Consider the following 18,213-nt stretch of genomic DNA (forward strand, 5'->3'; position numbering starts at 1 on the left):
AGGAAGCGAATCCATGCCCGTGTCCGTCCGCATCCCGACGCAGCTGCGCGAGCTGTCCGGCGGCAGGTCCGAGGTCGAGGTCGACGGCGGCAACGTCGCCGAGGTGCTCGCCGGGCTCGAGAAGCTGCACCCGGGCTTCGCGAACCGACTCCACGACGACGACGGCTCGTTGCGCCGCTTCGTCAACGTGTTCGTCGCCGACGAGGACATCCGCTTCCTGCAGGGTCTCGACACCGCGGTCAAGGACGGCGACACCGTCAGCATCGTCCCCGCCGTCGCCGGCGGCTGACGTCTCGGGAACGCGCGACTCGGGTACGCCCGCGCGCGCTGGCAGACTGACGATCGTGCGCCGCCTCCTCGCTGCCGGTCTCACGTCCGCGCTCGCGGTGGCGCTCGTCGGCGCGTGCGGCAACGGCTCCACGGGGTCGAACCCGGCGACCGCGTCCACGTTCGCCATCGACACGCAGGTCACCGACGGGTTCCAGACGATGGTCGCGTCGGCAAACCAGGCGACCGCGGGACTCGGCCAGGCGAGCACCGCGGCCGACGCGTGCGCCACCGCGTGGAACGGGATCCGCGCCCGGGTCACGCAACGCGAACCCGCGCTGGGCCAGGAGCTCGACGCCGCCGTCGCGGCGTTGCAGCGGGGTGCCGCGGCCCACGATGCCGTCGCGGTCGCCAACGCGGCCGCGACGATCGCGCGCGACGCGGCCCGGTACACCCGGCTGTACCCGTGACCGCGCCCGATCCCGCCTTGACGGTCGATCGGACAGTTAGTTAGGCTTCCCTTACCGCTGCTGGCGGGTACACCCCAAGCATCGGCGGTCCGCACCGCGAGTGGTGGCGGGACCGGCGACGTGAACAGCGACACGGAGGAGCCGCGTGTCCACGCCCGAGATCCTCGGCCTCGGCGCCATCGCCGGCCTGACGATCTTCCTCGGTCTGCCGATCGGCCGGCTGCGCTCGCCGGCGCCGCGCACGCAGGCCTTCCTGAACGCCGTCGCGATCGGGATCCTCGTCTTCCTCGTCTTCGACGTGCTGGAGCACGCCAACGAGACCGTCGAGACCGCGCTCACGCACGCGAGCGACGGCGACGGGAGCTGGTGGCGGTTCGCGATGCTCGCCGCGATCTTCGCGGCGGGCGTCGGCATCGGGCTGCTCAGCCTCGTGTACTACGACCGCTGGCTCGCGCGACGGCGCCGGGCCCGGTTCGGGCCGGGCGCGATGGCCGTCGAGGAGCTGCACCGTCCCGCGCCCCGCAAGATCCACGAGCCTGCGTACCAGCTCGCGACGTTCATCGCGCTCGGCATCGGGTTGCACAACTTCTCGGAGGGGCTCGCGATCGGTCAGTCCGCCGCGCGGGGCGAGATCAGCCTCGCGCTCGTGCTGATCATCGGCTTCGGCCTGCACAACGCGACCGAGGGTTTCGGCATCGTCGGACCGCTCGCCGCGGAAGGCGAGCGCGCGTCGTGGGGGTTCCTCACCGTGATGGGCCTCATCGGCGGCGGCCCGACCTTCCTCGGCACGCTCGTCGGGCAGTCGTTCGTGAACGACGAGCTGTTCCTCGCGTTCCTCGCGCTCGCGGCCGGCTCGATCATCTACGTCGTCGTCCAGCTCGTGCAGGTCGCCCACCGTCTCGGCCACAAGGAATGGCTGATGTGGGGCCTGTTCCTCGGCTTGGTGCTCGGCTTCGCGACGGATTACGTCCTAGTAGCTGCCGGCGCGTGAGAAGAGTTGCTGAGACGCGTGACGCGGCGTGACCTGCGCGACCGAGACGCGTTGCGCAGCGTGGGTCGCTGTTGGCAGGGCGCCGCTTGCCAACGGTCCAGCCTGCCCCGCTCCGACTCCGGGGCGGCGCAAGGAGACATCGCGCCGCCGTCAGGCGGCGCGCACGTACATGAGGTCGGCGATGCGTGACGGGACCGTGTGCTCGCCGGCGTCGGTCTTGACGACCGTCCCGTCCGTCGAGTGGCTCACGACGATGCCGTGGGAGCCGGGCACGAGACGCAGCGAGGCGAGCAGGCGGAGCGCGTCGTCGTCGAGCTCCATCTTCTCGCTGATGCGGCTCACGACCATGCCGCCCGGCGAGGCCTTGCTCAACGCCACCGCGTCGCCGGCGTCGACGCGCTGCTTCGAGCCCGGGATGGGGTTGCCGTGCGGGCACGTCGCCGGGTCGCCGAGCAGCGCGACGAGCTTCTCCTCCACGTCGGCCGAGATCGCGTGCTCCCAGCGGTCGGCCTCGCGGTGCACCTTCTCCCACTCGAGCCCGATCACGTCGGTCAGGAGCCGCTCCGCGAGCCGGTGGCGCCGAACGACGGTCGTCGCCAGCGCGCGGCCCTTCGGTGTGAGCCGCAGGCTGCGGTCCCCGAGCAGCTCCGCGTAGCCCTGGTCGACGAGGCGGTTGACGGTCTCGGAGACGGCCGGCGCGGACAGGCCGAGCCGCTCGACGAGCCGGGCCCGGATCGGGACGACGCCCTCCTCCTCGATCTCGAGGATGGTCTCGAGGTACTCCTCGGTGGCGTCGTGCATCTCGGCCATGGGGTCTCGGAGGATACCGCCGATGCAGGCCGTGAGGACCCCGGTTCCCGCGCTTGCACTCACGCACCGAGAGTGCCAACATGCATTAGCACTCCTCGACCACGAGTGCTAACACCCCAGAGCAAGACCTCGCCGTCGACGACGCGCCCAGCGGCCGTACCGGCGGCGACGCGGACGCACCAGCAACCGCACGCATCAGCAAACCGCACGCACCAGCAACGACGCTGCCCCAGGGGGTATGACGCAATGCCGAAGCAGATCGCGTACAGCGAGAACGGGCGCCGGGCGCTCGAGGCGGGCATGAACAAGCTCGCCGATGCCGTCCGGGTCACGCTCGGGCCGAAGGGCCGGAACGTGGTGCTCGAGAAGAAGTGGGGCGCGCCGACGATCACGAACGACGGCGTCTCCATCGCCAAGGAGATCGAGCTCGAGGACCCGTACGAGAAGATCGGTGCCGAGCTCGTCAAGGAGGTCGCGAAGAAGACCGACGACGTCGCCGGTGACGGCACCACGACCGCGACGGTGCTCGCGTGGGCGATGGTGCGCGAGGGCCTGCGCAACGTCGCGGCCGGCGCGAACCCGATGAGCCTGAAGCGCGGCATCGAGCTCGCGGTCGAGCGCGCGGTCGACTCGATCAAGTCGTCGGCGCAGCAGGTGAAGGAGTCGGGCGAGCAGGTCTCGAACGTCGCCGCCATCTCGGCGAACGACAAGGAGATCGGCTCGATGATCGCCGAGGCGCTCGGCAAGGTCGGCAAGGACGGCGTGATCACCGTCGAGGAGAGCCAGACCTTCGGCATGGAGCTCGACCTCGTCGAGGGGATGCGCTTCGACAAGGGCTACATCTCGCCGTACTTCGTCACCGACCCGGAGCGCATGGAGGCCGTCCTCGACGACGCCTACGTCCTGCTCGTCAGCTCGAAGATCTCGGCGGTCAAGGACCTGCTCCCGGTGTTGGAGAAGGTCATGCAGTCAGGCCGTCCGCTCGCGGTGATCGCGGAGGACGTCGAGGGCGAGGCGCTCGCCACGCTCGTCGTCAACAAGATCCGCGGCACGTTCAAGTCGTGCGCGGTGAAGGCGCCCGGCTTCGGCGAGCGTCGCAAGGCGATGCTCCAGGACATGGCCATCCTGACGGGCGGCCAGGTCATCAGTGAGGAGGTCGGCCTCAAGCTCGAGAACGTCGGGCTCGACCTGCTCGGCAAGGCCCGCAAGGTCGTCATCACGAAGGACGAGACGACGATCGTCGAGGGTGCCGGCTCGCGTGCCGACGTCCAGGGCCGCATCAACCAGATCCGCACCGAGATCGAGAACACCGACTCCGACTACGACCGCGAGAAGCTGCAGGAGCGGCTCGCGAAGCTGTCGGGTGGCGTCGCGATCATCAAGGTCGGTGCCGCGACCGAGGTCGAGCTCAAGGAGAAGAAGCACCGCATCGAGGACGCGGTGCAGACGACCAAGGCCGCGGTCGAGGAGGGTGTGGTGCCCGGTGGTGGCGTCGCGCTGCTCCGCTCTCAGGCCAAGGTGAACGAGCTCGCCACGACGCTCGACGGTGACGAGGCGACGGGTGCGCGCATGGTCGCCCGTGCGCTCGAGGAGCCGCTCAAGCAGATCGCGGTGAACGCGGGCATGGAGGGCGGCGTCATCGTCGAGAAGGTGCGCAGCCTGAAGGGTGCCAACGGCCTCAACGCCGCGACGGGCGACTACGAGGACCTCGTCAAGGCCGGCGTCATCGACGCTGCGAAGGTGACGCGCTCGGCGCTGCAGAACGCGGCCTCGATCGCGGCGCTGTTCCTCACGACCGAGGCGGTCGTCGCCGACAAGCCCGAGGAGAAGTCCGCGGCGCCGGCGATGCCCGGCGGCGGCATGGACGGCATGGGCGACTTCTAGTCGCACCACTCGCGGCTGCGAACGTCCGAGCGGGGCGCCCTCCGGGGCGCCCCGCTCTCGCGTCTCCACGCACGTTCATGCGTCGTTCGTCGTCGTATGGCGACGTTTGACGACGCATGAAGGCGTGAGGGCTGGACCGGTGCACCGGGCGGCCGATCAAGTCCCGTGCGTGTGTGGTCGATCCCGTCGACGGTGCCGTCGTTCGTCCGCGTCCGTGCTGCCGTCGTCGTCGTGGCGGTCGCCTCCGTCGTCGCTGCGGCGTGCGGGACCGGGTCGCAGCCCAGCCGCTCGTCGCAGCAGCGCTCGACGTTGCCGACGCCGCTCGAGCTCGTCGCCGCGAGCGCGGACCGCACCGCCGCCGCGAAGACGTCGAGGGTGTCGCTCGAGCTCAGCGTGACAGGCAGCGACGCCGTCACGATCACGGGTGACGGCAACGTCGACTACGTCACCGTCCGGATGGCGCTCGACATGAGCGTGTCGAGCGCGTCGGCGGGCGTGGTCGCGACGACGAGCGAGCGCGTCGTCGGGAGCGCGCTGTATCTCGACGTGTCGGGCATCCCGGGGAGCGGATTCGACCGTGCGCTCGGCGGCAAGCGGTGGGTGAAGGTCGACATCGGCGACGACGCGCTCCACCGTCTCGGCCTCGACGACACGAGCGCGCTCGGGTCGAGCGATCCGTCGCAGGTGCTGCAGGCGCTGCGCGGCGTCGCGGACGTGCGCGAGGTCGGGCACGACGTCGTGCGCGGTGTCGACACCACGCACTACGCCGCGAACGTCGACCTGCAAAGGGCGATCGCGAGCACGCCGTCGCAGGACCGCAACGACGCGCGCCGCGCGCTCGGCATGCTCGGGTCGACGACGATCCCGATCGACGTGTGGGTCGACGCGCAGGGACGCGCGCGCCGCATGACGGTGCACGCGGACACGAGCGCCCTCGGCGTGTCGGGCCGCGCGTTCACGATGACGGTCGAGCTGTACGACTTCGGCGCTCCGGTCGACGTGCAGCCGCCGCCGGCGGACGACACCGTCGATCTCAGCGCGCTGTTCGGCGGGGCGAGCGCCCGCCGTCCCCGCCACGACGGCGGGGCGTCGCGCATCTCGGCCTGACAGGGCCGGTCGGACACGCCGAGGGCTACCCTCGACGGTCATGCAGCCGGTCTACCCGTCCGTCGGCTGGGGGGTCCTCCACCTGCTCTACCGGGTCGACCGGGCGCGCGCCGAGGCCGAGCCGCAGGCCGCGAAGCGGGTGCTCGACGCGGTCGCGTCGCTCGAGGCCGACGATCACCAGGCGCTCGTGTTCGCGGTGCTCGGTCACAAGGCCGACGTGGGGGTGATGGCCCTCGGGCCTGACCTCGCACGGCTGCAGGCGTTCCAGCAGGAGCTGCTGCGCGCGCCGCTCGTGCCCGCGTACTCGTACGTCTCGCTCACGGAGCTGTCCGAGTACTCCTCGAGCGAGCAGGAGGAACGGGCGCGGCTCGCGCATGACGAGGGTCTCGCCGGTGACGAGCTCGACGCGCGCCTCGCGACCTGGCGCGAGCGGATGGCGCACTACGCGGAGAACCGGCTGCACCCGCGCTTGCCGCGCAAGAACCTGATCTGCTTCTACCCGATGTCGAAGCGGCGCGACGGCGACGTCAACTGGTACGAGCTGCCGTTCGACGAGCGGAAGCGGCTCATGGGCGGGCACGCGCGCGTCGGCCGCGCGTACGCCGGTCGCGTGTTGCAGCTCATCACCGGTTCCGTCGGGCTCGACGACTGGGAGTGGGGTGTGACGCTGCTGGCCGACGATCCCGTCGCGCTGAAGGAGATCGTGTACGAGATGCGCTTCGACCCGGTCTCCGCGCGCTACGCCGACTTCGGGCCCTTCTACACGGGCCTGCTCCTCGACCCGGCCGATGCCCTCGCGCGTGTCGGCCTGGACGTCGACGGAGGGGCGTGACGATGGCGAGCGAGCGACTGTTCGTGTCGTTCCCCGAGTCGCTCGTCGAGCGGCCGATGATCTACGAGATCGTGAAGTCCTACGACGTCGTCCCGAACATCCGGCGCGCCAACGTCGAGGCGCACTCGGGCTGGGTGATCCTGCAGCTCACCGGCGAGCAGGACCAGCTCGACGCCGCGGTCGCGTACCTCGAAGGGGTCGGCTGCCAGGTGAACCGCATGGAAGGCGACATCGTCGCCGGTTGATGCGCGCGTGACCCGCAGCCGGTGAAGATCCTCGCCACGGCGGTGTTCGAGCGGATCGTCTACTTCTGCCACTGCGTGGACCCGAGCGATCCCGCGCACCCCGCGCTGCAGGTCGACGCGCTGTTGCGACCCGGCGACGCGGACGGACCGCTGCTGCTCCCGGTGGCGGAGTGGAAGCGGATGGCAGGCTTCGACGTCGTCGACGCGAACCTGCCTCGGCTGCGGGCCGCCCGGCGCACGACGCGCCGTGACGGTGTCGAGTACGTCGTGTTCCCGGTCTGGGAGCGGTGCCCGTGACCGACCCGCGCGAGCTGCCGCCGGGTGTCGGCGCGGGCGCGCCCGACGTCGAGGCGGATCCCGCCGGCGCCGAGGCGCGGGGCATGGCGATGCTCGAGGAAGCCGCGCGCGCCATCGTGGACGGCGTCGCCCGCGAGGTCCCGGGCTGGTCCGTTCGGCGCGTGACGGAGCTGGTGACCGCATGGGGCGCGGATCCCGACACGCGCGCCCGAGCCGTCGACGCGGCCGGCGACGCCGGTGAGCGGGCGGCCCGACGCGTCACCGCCGCGCTCGTCGAGCTCTTCGCCCAGGACGTCGAGGTCCAGCGGGCGACGCCGCTGCAGATCGTCCGGTCGGTCTACGAGGAGCCGAGCCGCGTGCTCGCCGACGCGGGCGTGCCCCCGGTCGTGCGCGACGAGTTCGACGAGCGGGCGCTGCCCGGCGACCGCTACGGGCTCGCGCCGCGGGGCCTCGGGGACCTCGGCGATCCCGAGCTGGGGCCCATGCAGCTGGCGTGGGGGATCGGGAAGGCGACGGTCATCCGGGCCCGCCGCGCGGCCCGGGGCCGCGGCCGCCGGCGCCGCTGAAGTCCCGAATCCGGGCCGGTTTCCCTGATCGGTGGCCCCGATCGCCCGATAGCACTCGTGACGGCCGACACGCCGGCCGGGCGCGAGGGCGCAGATGCGGAGCGAGCGCGAACGGACGGACACCACGGGCTCCACGGGCGGGGCGAAGCCCGCGCGCGGCCCCGTCGCGTCCGCAGCGCCGCGCGCGGCGGACGAGGCGCCGGGCGCCGCGCTCGCGGCCGAGCACCGACCCGCGACGGCGGTGCTCTCGGCGGACGGGCTCGTCGTCTCGTGCGACGACGAGTGGCTCTCGCTCGCCGCCGCGCCCGCCGCCGAGGTCCTCGGCCGCCTCCCGTTCGAGTCGGCCTGCTTCGCGCGGGACCGTGACCGGCTCCACCGGGCCGTCGACGGCGTGGTCCGCGAGCGCGCGTCGGCGAGCGTCGCGCACCGCGTCGTGCGTGACGACGACACGGTCGCGTGGTTGCACACCTGGATCGTCCCCGTGCCGGGTGACGCGCGCGGGATCCTCGCGGTCAGCGAGGAGACGACCGACCGCGTCGCGCTCGTGCAGCTCGGCGACCAGCTGCGCGCCGCGCTCGACGAGACGACGGATCACGTGATCCTCGAGACCGGCGACGGCCGCGTCCTCTACGTGAACCGCGCCGCGCGCCGGGCGTACGGCGTCGCCGACGACGCCGACGTCGCGACCCTCGACGTCCGCGCGATCTACCCGCCTGCGATGCGCGAGCGCTTCGCCGAAGACGTCGGCCCCACGCTCGCACGCGAGGGGATCTGGCGTGACGACGTCACGATGCCGACCGCGGACGGGGACACCATCCCGCTGTCCGTCGTGTGCGTCGCTCGCCGCGCGCCCGACGGCGCGATCGAGCACATCGCGACGCTCGGGCGTGACATCCGCGACCTCAAGGACGCCGAGGCGCGGCTGACCGCGTCGGCCGAGTGGTTCCAGTCGCTCGTCCAGCATTCGAACGACATCATCAGCGTCAGTGACGCCCACGGCCGGTGCCGGTACGTGAGCCCGTCGATCGAGCCGCTGCTCGGCTACCCGCCCGAGCTCCCCTTCGTCGAGGACGGGCTCGACCTCGTGCACCCGGAGGACCGGGAGTCGGTCGCGGCGATGCAGCGCGAGCTGCGGGCCCGGCCGGGCGCCACGATCACGCACGAGTACCGCTTCCTCGGCTCCGACGGGCGGTACCGCCACATCCAGTCGCACGTGACGAACCTTCTCGACGACCCGCGCGTGAACGGCATCGTCGCGAACTCCCGTGACGTCACCGACGCCCGTCGCGCGCAGGAGGCCTTGCAGCGCGGTGAGGAGCGGCTGCAGGCGCTGCTGCAGAACTCGACCGACTTCGTGCTCGTGTGGGACGAGGACGGGAACATCACCTACGTCACGCCGTCGGTCCGCCGGTTCCTGGGCGCCGCGCTCGACAGGCACACACCCGGTCAGGCACTCGACATCACGCACGAGGACGACCGCGCTCGCGTCGACGCCGTCCTCGCACGTGTCCGCGCGACGCCCGGCGCGGAGGAGGCGATGCGGTTCCGGGGCCGACGCGCCGACGGCGAGTACCGCTGGCTCGAGACCGTCGTCACGAACCTGACGGAAGACCTGGCGGTGGGCGGCATCGTCCTCAACGCGCGCGACGTGACCGCGCAGGTCGCCGCCGAGCACGCGCTGCACGAGTCGCACGACGCGTTGCGGCGTTCGAACTCGACGATGACGGCCATCCTCGAGAACGCGCCGCTCGCGATCTACGCGATCGATCGCGACTGCAACGTCATCCTGTGGAATCGCGCGTGCGAGACGTTGTTCGGGATCCCGGCCGCGGACGCGCTCGGGCGCTACCTGCCGATGATCAACGACGACGAGGTGGAGCGCTTCGAGCAGTTGTGCGCGCACGTCGCCGAGGGTCGCGTGTTCAACGGGATCGAGTCGCGCACGGTTCGGCCCGACGGACGCCCGGTCGACATCAGCCTGTCCGTCGCGCCGATGGTCGGACCCAACGGCGCCATCACGGGGATGCTGCTGCTGTGCGCCGACATCACCGACCGCAAGCAGACGGAGCGCGCGCTGCTCGCGAACGAGGCGATGTTCCGCGGCGTCGTCCAGCACGCGTCGGACCTGATCCTCATCGTCGGCCGCGACGGCCTGATCCGGTACGCGAGCCCGGCGGCCGAGTCCGTCTTCGGGTACGCGCCCGACGAAGCGATCGGTCTCGACCCGCTGTCGTTCGTGCACCCCGACGACGTCGAGCGCGTCGCGCTCGAGCTCGCCGAGTCGCTCGTCGAGGCGGGGCCGCGCACGCCGTCGGAGTTCCGCGTCCGGCACGCCGACGGCTCCTACCGAACCGTGCAGTCGGTCGGGCACAACCTGATGGACGACCCCGCGGTCGAGGCGCTCATCGTCACGGCACGGGACATCACCGAGCAGCGCAGCTCCGAGATCGCGCTGCGCCGGAGCGAGGAGCGGTTCCGCGCGCTCGTCCAGAACCTGTCCGAGATGATCACGGTGATCGGATCCGACGGTGAGCTCGTCTACTCGAGCCCGTCGGCCGTGGAGTTCTTCGGGAACACCGGGGTCCACCTGGAGGACAGGGCGTCCGTCATCCATCCCGACGACGTCGAGCGCGTGACCGAGGCGTTCGTGCACCGCGTCGCGAACCCGACGAGCGACCGCGCTCCGATGCGCTATCGGGTGAGACGGGCGGACGGGGAGTGGCGGCACGTCGAGTCCGTGGTCCTCGACCTCAGCGAGGATCCTGCCGTCGGCGGCGTCGTCGTCACGACGCGCGACGTCACCGAGCAGCGCGAGGCGCAGGAGCGCATCGCCGCGAGCGAGGAGCGCTATCGCGCGATCGTCGAGGACCAGACCGAGTTCATCGCGCGTGTCGACCGCCACGGGCGCTTCACGTTCGTGAACGACGCCTACGCGCGCTACATGGGCAGCACGCCCGAGGAGCTCCTCGGAGGGCGGCTGGCCGACGTCCTCGGCGAGGAGGGCGCCGAGCGCGCGAGCGAGCACGTGAGCAGGATCAGCGCCGACGGCGGCACGCTCGCGCTCGAACGCCAGGTCACGATGCCTGACGGCGCGACGCGCTGGCAGGCGTGGACGACGCGCGCCATCGTCGACGAAGCCGGCCGCGTCGTCGAGTACCAGTCGATCGGCCGCGACGTGACCGAGCGCAAGAAGGCCGAGGCTCGGCTCGCGGAGCAGGCGAAGATCCTGGAGCTGGTCGCGGAGGGGCGTCCGCTCGCGCAGACGCTGGAAGCCGTCGCGCGCGCCGTCGAGGCCGGGCTGGGCGGCGCACGATGCTCGATCGTCCTGCTCGAGGAGGGAAGCCGCCGCCTGCACTGCATCGCCGCACCCAGCATGCCGGACGGATTCGCCGCGGACGTCGAGCGCATCGACGTCGGTGACGACGTCGCGTCCGGCCTCGTCTCGATGGGCGACGTCGTGATCGTCGAGGACCTGGTCGCCGACGAGCGTTGGGGCGAGCGGTACGGCCGGATCGCGCGCGGGCTCGGCTTCCGCGGCGTCTGGTCGACCCCCGTGCGTTCGGCGTCGGAGCGGCGAGCGCCCCGGAAGGCCGCGCCGGGTATCCCGGCGCCGAGCGAGAGAGATCCGACGGCATCGAGTGCGTCCGTCCTCGGTGCGCTCACCGTGTACTTCGACGACGTGCGCACGCCGCTTCCGGAGGACCGTCAGCTCGTCGATCAGATGGTGCACCTGACCGCGATCGCGATCGAGCGCAAGGAGTTCGAGTCGCAGCTCGCGCACCAGGCCCATCACGACCCGCTCACCGGGCTGCCGAACCGCGTCCTGTTCCTGGAGTTCCTCGACGTCGCGCTCGCGCGCTCGCGCCGGCGCGACACGACGGTCGGTGTCCTGTTCCTCGACCTCGACCGCTTCAAGTACGTGAACGACAGCTTCGGGCACGACGCCGGCGACGAGCTCCTCACGTCGCTCGCGCGCCGGCTCCGCAGCGTCGTGCGTCCGGGCGACACGATCGCCCGGTTCGGCGGCGACGAGTTCGTCGTGCTGTGCGAGGACCTCACGCCCGGTCTCGCGCGCGAGCAGGCCGTCGACGTCGCGGAGCGGCTCATCGCCGCGATCCAGCAGCCGTTCTCGCGCCAGGGTGAGTCGCAGTTCCTGAGCACGAGCATCGGCATCGCGCTCTCGACCGGTGAGGACGACCGGCCCGAGGCGTTGCTCCGCGACGCCGACGCCGCGATGTACCGCGCCAAGGAACGCGGCAAGGGCCGGTGGGAGCTGTTCGACGAGGCGATGCGCGCGACGGCGCTCCGGCGCGTCGAGACCGAGAACGCGCTGCACCGTGCCGTCGAGCGCAACGAGTTCCGCGTCTTCTACCAGCCCGTGATGTCGCTGCGGGACGGCACGTGCGTCGGGGCCGAGGCCCTGGTGCGCTGGCAACACCCGGATCGAGGGCTGGTGTCGCCGGCGGAGTTCATCACGCTGGCCGAGGAGACCGGTCTCGTCGTGCCCCTCGGACGGTGGGTGCTCGAGGAGGCGTGCCGGCAGACCGCGCACTGGCACCGCGTGCGCGGCGGGGGACCGTTCACCGTCTCGGTGAACCTCTCGGCCCGTCAGCTCGCGCGCGCGGAGCTCGTCGGCGAGGTCGCGGCCGCGCTCGACGCGTCCGGCGTCGCGCCGGAGTGCATCTCGCTCGAGATCACCGAGAGCGTGCTCATGGAGGACGTCGAGGCGTCACTCGGTGCGATCAAGGCGTTGCGCGCGCTCGGCGTGCGGCTCGGCATCGACGACTTCGGCACCGGCTACTCGTCACTCGGCTACCTGAAGCGCCTGCCCGTCGACACCGTGAAGGTCGACCAGTCGTTCGTCGACGGTCTGGGCACCGACGCCGAGGACTCCGCGATCGTCGCCGCGGTCGTCAACCTCGGTCACACGCTGACGTTGAACGTCGTCGCGGAGGGCGTCGAGACGGAGGAGCAGCTCGCGGAGCTCGTCGCGCTCGGATGCGACAGCGCGCAGGGCTTCCTCTTCGCGCCTGCGTTGCCACCGACGGAGTTCGAGGCGCTGCTCGCGCCGGGTGCGCTGTGGCGCCCGACCCGTGGTGCGCTCCCCGGTCCGTTCGGCGAGGCACACGAGCGCCGCGCCGGCTAAGGGACCCGCCGTAACACGCCCGTAACCGAGCAGCCATCGGCACGAAACGCGCGACGTTCATGCTCCCGCAGGCCACATGAACGGGAGGTGACGCGTGCTGGGGGTGGTGAACGCGGGGGACACCGCCTGGGTGCTCGTCGGCGGCGCACTCGTCATGTTCATGACGCCGGGCCTCGCGCTGTTCTACGGCGGGATGGTGCGGTCGAAGAACGTGCTCGCGATGCTGATGCAGAACTTCTTCTCGCTCGGGCTCGTGAGCGTGCTGTGGGCCGTGCTCGTCTACTCGCTCGCGTTCTCGGGCACGAACCGGTGGATCGGCAACCTCGACTTCGCGGGCGTGACCGACGCCGCGAAGCACGCGCCACCCGGGTTGCTGCTTACGATCCCGCCGCTGCTGTTCATGGCGTACCAGATGATGTTCGCCGTGATCACGCCCGCGTTGATCACCGGCGCGATCGCGGACCGGATGCGGTTCTCGGCGTGGGTCTGGTTCCTCGGTGCATGGCTGATCCTCGTGTACGCGCCGGTCGCGCACTGGGTGTTCGCGCCCGCCGGTTGGCTGTTCCGTCGCGGCGCGCTCGACTTCGCCGGCGGAACGGTCGTCCACATCAACGCGGGCGTCGCGGCGCTCGCGGTCGTCCTCGTGATCGGCCGGCGTCGCGGGTGGCCGCACACGCCGATGCCCCCGCACTCGTTGCCGTTGACGCTCATCGGCACGGGGATCCTCTGGTTCGGGTGGTTCGGGTTCAACGCAGGCTCCGCGCTCGCGGGCAACCACGTCGCGGTCCAGGCGTTCGTCAACACGCACCTCGCCGCGGCGGCCGCGATGCTCGGCTGGCTCGTCTTCGAGCGTCTGCAGAGCGGGCACGCGACGACCCTCGGTGCCGCGTCGGGCGCGGTCGCGGGACTCGTCGCGATCACACCGTGCGCGGGCTTCGTCGGAGGGATGTCGCCACTGTGGATCGGGTTCATCGCCGGCGCGGTGTGCTCGTTCGCGGTCTCGCTGAAGTTCCGCTTCGGCTACGACGACTCGCTCGACGTCATCGGCGTGCATCTCGTCGGCGGGGTCGTCGGCTCGTTGCTGCTCGGCTTCTTCGCCGACAAGGCGGTCAACGCGGCCGGTCGCAACGGGGTGTTCCTCGGCGGTGGCTGGGGTCTGCTCGGCGAGCAGGCACTCGCCGTGGGCGTGACGCTCGTGTACTCGTTCGTCGTCACGCTGGTGATCTGTCTCGTGTTGCAGCGGGTGCTCCCCGGCGGACTGCGCGTCTCCGGCGAGGACGAGGAGGTCGGGCTCGACCTCAGCCTGCACTCCGAGGTCGGATACGCCCTGGACCGGGTGTGATGCAGGTGGACCGGGCACTCTCGGGGCGCGGCGAGCGGAGCAGCCCAAAGGGTGCGGAGCGAGCTCGCAGGAGCGGCGAGCTCCGCGAGCGCGACCAGGGGGCATCGTGAAGCTGATCACCGGGATCATCAAGCCGTTCAAGCTCGACGACGTGAAGGAAGCGCTGAAGGATCTCGGCGTGCACGGGCTCACGATCGGTGAGGTACAGGGATTCGGCCGCCAGCGCGGCCACACCGAGGTGTACCGGGGCGCGGAGTACACGATCGACTTCGTCCCGAAGGTGCGCGTCGACGTCGTCGTCGACGACGCGGACGTCGAGCGTGTGACGTCACGCCTCGTCGAGGTCGCGCGCACGGGCAAGATCGGTGACGGCAAGGTCTGGGTCGTCCCCGTCGAGGAGGTCCACCGCATCCGCACGGGTGAGGTCGGTCCCGACGCCATCTGACGCGCGCTCGCTGCGGGCGGCCCGCGACGCGCTCGTCGCCGACGGCACGTTGCGCGGCGAGTCCTTCGGACGCGCGCTCGCGTCCTTGGTGGACGCGGCGCTCACGCACGCGCTGCACGACGCGGGCGCGAACGACGGCGTCGTCGTGTGCGCGCTCGGGTCGTACGGTCGCAGGGAGCTGTGCCCGCAGTCCGACGTCGACGTGCTGCTCGTCGACGACGGCGCGCGCGCCGGCGCGCTCGCCGACGCGCTCTGGTACCCGCTGTGGGACGCGGGGTTCGTGCTCGGCCACGCGGCTCGGACGCCCTCCGAGGCCGTGGCGTTCGCGGACGAGGACCTCGACGGGATGACCGCGATGCTCGACTTGCGGGTCGTCGCGGGTGACGCGCGCGTCGGCCATGACCTCCTCGCGCGTGTGCGAGAGCTCGCCCGCCGCAGGCGGACGCGCGTCGTCTCGCAGCTGGCGGCCGCGGCCGCGGCGCGCGTCGCGCGTCCGGGGCCCGTCGCGGAGATGCTCGAGCCGAACCTGAAGGACGGCGCCGGAGGTCTGCGCGATCTGCAGTCCCTCGACTGGGCGGGCTGGGCGCGCGGCGAGCCGGGCGGGCTGGCGACGCTCGTCGACCGCGGGTACCTGCGGCCCGGCGACCCCGACGTCATCGCACGGGCCCGGGCGCTCCTCTTGGACGCGCGCGTCGCGCTGCACCGGTGCACGGGTCGAGCCCACGACGTGCTCGCGTTGCAGGACCAAGACGCTGTCGCCGACGCGACCGGGTTCCGCGACGCCGACGAGCTGGTGCGCGCGCTCGCGGGACGCGCCCGCGAGGTCGCCTGGATCGCCGCGGACGCGTGGGAACGGCTGCAGGCGACCGAACGCGGGCCGATCGGCCGCCTGGCCCGCCGTGACCGCCGTGTCGCACCCGGAGTCGTCGTGCGCGACGGCCGCGTCGTCGTCGAGAGCGATGCAACCGTCGACCCCGCGCTCGTCCTGCGGGTCGCCGCGGCCGCGGCCGAGCGGCACGCACCGATCGATCGGGCGACGCTCGAACGGCTGCGGTCGGCGCCGGCGCCGCGCTGGACGGGCGACGAGCGGCGTTCGCTGATCGCGCTCCTTCGTGCCGGGCGGGACGCGATCCCGGTGCTCGAGGCGCTCGACCAGGTCGGGCTCGTCGCCCGCCTCTTCCCCGAGTGGGAGCACGTGCGGTCCCTGCCGCAGCGCAACGCCTACCACCGGTACACGGTCGACCGGCACCTGCTCGAGGCGGTCGCGCAGTGCGCCGCGATGCTCGACGACGACGGCTACGACGGCCACGTCGCGGCCGAGTGCGATCCCGAGGTGCTGTTGCTCGGCGCGCTCCTGCACGACGTCGCGAAGGGCCGGGACGGTGACCACTCGGTGGTCGGTGCGAGCGTCGCGCGCGAGGTGGGTGCGCGCCTCGGGCTCGACGGCCCGTCGACCGACACGCTCGCATGGCTCGTCGCGAACCACCTCGCCCTGGCCGAGACCGCGACTCGGCGTGACCTGTCGGACGACACGACGATCGAGCGCGTCGCGCGTCTCGCGGGCACGCCCGAGCGCCTGGCGCTGCTGTACCTGCTCACCGTGGGCGACTCGCGCGCGACCGGGCCCGCGGCGTGGAGCGCGTCGAAGGCCGCGCTCGTGCGCGAGCTGTACGTCAAGGCTCAGGCCGCGCTCGTGGGTTCCGCGACCTCGGCGACCGAGCACCGCGACGACGCGCGCGACGCGCTCGCGTCACGCATCGGTGTGCAGGAGGCGACGAGGCTGATCGACGGGTTCCCCGAGCCGTACGCGAACGCCTTCGCGCTCGACGACCTCGTCTACCACGCGTCGCTGCTCGACCGCGACGGAACGGTCGTCGAGTGGGGCGACGCCGCCGACGGTCATGTGCGGTGCACGGTCGTCGCGCGCGACAGGCCGGGCCTGCTCGCGACGGCGGCCACCGCGCTCGCGCTCGACGGGCTCGACGTGCGGGACGCGCTCGCGTTCACGCACCGCGACGGTCGCGCGCTCGACGTCTTCACCGTCGTCGACCGCTTCGGGCGGCTCGACGACGCGTCACGCCGTGCCACCGTGGCGGCGCGGGTCGCACGCGCGCTCGAGGACGGCGCCGATCGGCGCGACGCCCTGACCGAGCACGTGCGCCGGTACGCGCGGGCGCGGCCAGGCGACGACGGACGCGTCTACGTCGAGATCGACGTCGAGAGCACGGCCGCGTCGGTGATCGTGGAGGTGCACGCACCCGACCGCGTCGGCCTCCTCGCGCAGCTCGCCGGCGCGCTCGACCGGGCGGATCTCGACGTCCGCCTGGCCAAGGTCGAGACCATGGCCGACCGCGTCGTGGACGTGTTCTACGTGCGCAACCGCGACGGCACGAAGCCGACCGACGCGACACGACTCGCCGAGGTCGGCGCGGCGATCCGAGCAGAGCTCGGTCTCGTCTGAAGCGCACGTAGGCTGCCGGCCGTGCGGACGACGCCGGGCCGTGCGCGGCGGCGCGGGACGGCCCGGCCCGAGGGAGTCGACGACATGAGCGATCCGGAAGCGCACCCCGTCTCGGCGGCGGACCTGCTGCGGTGGTGCGAGGCGCTGTCCGGCATCGCGCGCACGGGACTCGGCTTCACCGAGAACCTCTACGAGCGCGAGCGGTTCGAGGAGGTGCTGAAGGTCGCCGCCGACATCCGCGCGGCGGCCATCGAGGAGGCCGAGGCGGACGCGCTGTTCGACGAGTGGATCAGCACCGTCGGTCAGGGCGTCGCGGGGTACGTCACACCGAAGGTCGCGGTCGCCGCGGTCGTCGGCAACGACGACGGCGAGATCCTGCTCACGCAGCGGGCCGACTCCGGCATCTGGCTCTACCCGGTCGGCTGGGCCGACGTCGGCTACTCGCCCTCCGAGATCGCGATCAAGGAGGTGCACGAGGAGACCGGCATCGAGGTCGAGCCCGTCCGCCTCATCGCGGTGTTCGATGGGCTGCGCCTCGGCTTCGCGCGCGTGCCGATGTACTCGATGGTGTTCCACTGCCGGATGCTCGGCGGCGAGCTGCGCGGCCACCCGCTCGAGACGCGCCAGGTCGGCTTCTTCTCGCGCGACACGCTGCCGTGGCCGCTCGCAGGAGGCGAGCGTTGGGTCGACCTGGCGTTCGCCGCGATCAACGGCGAGGAGCGCCCCTGCGTGTTCGACGCGCCGCGTACGCCACCTTGGCGCGGCGACTCCTGACGTTCGTGCGTCGTTGAACGTTGCGCTGCGACGACGAACGACGCACAAAGGCGGAAGCTCAGGACCGCAGCTGCTCCTCGAGCAACGCGACGACCGACACGTCACCACGCGACCGCTCCCACGCGTCACCGATCCGGTCGTGGTCGACCATGCCGACGGCGTCGGGCGGGATGCCGAGCGCGTCGCTGACGACACGCGCGAGGTTGACGGGCTCGAGGTCGTCGCCGAACGCGACGAAGCACTCCAGCCCGTCCCACAGCGAGCCGAGCGCGCGCTGCTCGTCACCGAGCTGCAACGCGTCGGCCGGCGCGCCCGCGGACAGCTGCGCGACGACCTGCTCCCACACGTCGTAGTGCGAGATGCCGGCCGGTGCGCGGTACCCGGCGACGGGGTGCAAGCGCCACTCGAACGTCGGCGCCGGGTCGCCGGCCGTGTGGCCCGACTCCTCCACGAGCCACGTCTGCGCGCCGTTGACGTAGCTGTCGACCGGCAAGCCGAGCCGCTCGTCGAGGGCGAGCACGATCTCCGGACGGGTGTGCCACAACGCGCTCGCGACGCGCTCGGCCACGACGACCT

General features: G+C 72.0%; 16 protein-coding genes. 14 read left to right on the forward strand and 2 right to left on the reverse strand.

Features of this window, described 5'->3' with window-relative positions; all coding sequences use genetic code 11:
• The first annotated feature begins 13 nt into the window (after positions 1 to 13).
• The 3 genes from VFC33_11630 to VFC33_11640 all read left to right on the forward strand — a co-directional run bounded on the left by VFC33_11630 (position 14) and on the right by VFC33_11640 (position 1,728).
• Positions 14 to 289: a ubiquitin-like small modifier protein 1 gene (locus VFC33_11630; protein HZR13887.1), complete on the forward strand. Its 276-nt coding sequence runs from the start codon at positions 14 to 16 to the stop codon at positions 287 to 289.
• A gap of 55 nt (positions 290 to 344) precedes the next feature.
• Positions 345 to 737 carry a hypothetical protein gene (locus tag VFC33_11635; GenBank protein ID HZR13888.1) on the forward strand — a complete coding sequence of 131 codons (393 nt, stop codon included), beginning with the start codon at positions 345 to 347 and terminating at the stop codon, positions 735 to 737.
• 145 nt (positions 738 to 882) lie between these two features.
• Positions 883 to 1,728: a ZIP family metal transporter gene (locus VFC33_11640; protein HZR13889.1), complete on the forward strand. Its 846-nt coding sequence runs from the start codon at positions 883 to 885 to the stop codon at positions 1,726 to 1,728.
• Positions 1,729 to 1,878: 150 nt separating this feature from the next.
• Here VFC33_11640 and VFC33_11645 read toward each other — a convergent pair whose 3' ends face one another.
• Positions 1,879 to 2,538, reverse strand: coding sequence for a metal-dependent transcriptional regulator (locus VFC33_11645; GenBank protein ID HZR13890.1), 660 nt, complete (start codon positions 2,536 to 2,538; stop codon positions 1,879 to 1,881).
• Positions 2,539 to 2,784: 246 nt separating this feature from the next.
• Between VFC33_11645 and groL the strand changes: the two genes are divergently transcribed.
• From groL to VFC33_11700, 11 genes are all read left to right on the forward strand, one after another.
• Positions 2,785 to 4,422, forward strand: coding sequence for a chaperonin GroEL (groL, locus tag VFC33_11650; protein ID HZR13891.1), 1,638 nt, complete (start codon positions 2,785 to 2,787; stop codon positions 4,420 to 4,422).
• A 165-nt stretch (positions 4,423 to 4,587) separates the two neighbouring features.
• Entirely contained in the window at positions 4,588 to 5,529 is a 942-nt protein-coding gene (locus tag VFC33_11655) for a hypothetical protein (GenBank protein HZR13892.1), read from the forward strand.
• Between the two features lie 40 nt (positions 5,530 to 5,569).
• A complete protein-coding gene (gene hemQ, locus VFC33_11660; protein ID HZR13893.1) occupies positions 5,570 to 6,361 on the forward strand; it encodes a hydrogen peroxide-dependent heme synthase in 792 nt (263 codons plus the stop codon).
• Between the two features lie 2 nt (positions 6,362 to 6,363).
• On the forward strand, positions 6,364 to 6,606 hold the full coding sequence (locus tag VFC33_11665; protein HZR13894.1) for an NIL domain-containing protein: 243 nt from the start codon (positions 6,364 to 6,366) through the stop codon (positions 6,604 to 6,606).
• A 21-nt stretch (positions 6,607 to 6,627) separates the two neighbouring features.
• Positions 6,628 to 6,903 (forward strand): hypothetical protein, encoded by a 276-nt coding sequence (locus VFC33_11670; GenBank protein ID HZR13895.1) that lies wholly within the window; start codon positions 6,628 to 6,630, stop codon positions 6,901 to 6,903.
• On the forward strand, positions 6,900 to 7,469 hold the full coding sequence (locus VFC33_11675) for a hypothetical protein (protein HZR13896.1): 570 nt from the start codon (positions 6,900 to 6,902) through the stop codon (positions 7,467 to 7,469). The genes VFC33_11670 and VFC33_11675 overlap by 4 nt, the downstream gene beginning before the upstream one ends.
• A gap of 94 nt (positions 7,470 to 7,563) precedes the next feature.
• The gene (locus tag VFC33_11680) at positions 7,564 to 12,615 is read left to right on the forward strand and encodes a PAS domain S-box protein (GenBank protein HZR13897.1); all 5,052 of its coding nucleotides are present in this window, start codon (positions 7,564 to 7,566) and stop codon (positions 12,613 to 12,615) included.
• A gap of 94 nt (positions 12,616 to 12,709) precedes the next feature.
• Positions 12,710 to 13,957, forward strand: a complete 1,248-nt coding sequence (locus tag VFC33_11685; GenBank protein HZR13898.1) for an ammonium transporter — start codon at positions 12,710 to 12,712, stop codon at positions 13,955 to 13,957.
• Positions 13,958 to 14,063: 106 nt separating this feature from the next.
• A complete protein-coding gene (locus VFC33_11690; protein ID HZR13899.1) occupies positions 14,064 to 14,402 on the forward strand; it encodes a P-II family nitrogen regulator in 339 nt (112 codons plus the stop codon).
• Positions 14,377 to 16,863 carry a [protein-PII] uridylyltransferase gene (gene glnD, locus VFC33_11695; protein HZR13900.1) on the forward strand — a complete coding sequence of 829 codons (2,487 nt, stop codon included), beginning with the start codon at positions 14,377 to 14,379 and terminating at the stop codon, positions 16,861 to 16,863. Before VFC33_11690 ends, glnD begins: the two co-directional genes overlap by 26 nt.
• A gap of 84 nt (positions 16,864 to 16,947) precedes the next feature.
• On the forward strand, positions 16,948 to 17,637 hold the full coding sequence (locus VFC33_11700; GenBank protein ID HZR13901.1) for an NUDIX hydrolase N-terminal domain-containing protein: 690 nt from the start codon (positions 16,948 to 16,950) through the stop codon (positions 17,635 to 17,637).
• Positions 17,638 to 17,695: 58 nt separating this feature from the next.
• Here the strand turns inward: VFC33_11700 and VFC33_11705 are convergent, their stop codons facing one another.
• Positions 17,696 to 18,205 carry a hypothetical protein gene (locus VFC33_11705; GenBank protein HZR13902.1) on the reverse strand — a complete coding sequence of 170 codons (510 nt, stop codon included), beginning with the start codon at positions 18,203 to 18,205 and terminating at the stop codon, positions 17,696 to 17,698.
• Between the last annotated feature and the right edge of the window lie 8 nt (positions 18,206 to 18,213).

Source organism: Acidimicrobiia bacterium (assembly GCA_035651955.1).
GTDB lineage: Bacteria > Actinomycetota > Acidimicrobiia > IMCC26256 > JAMXLJ01 > JAMXLJ01.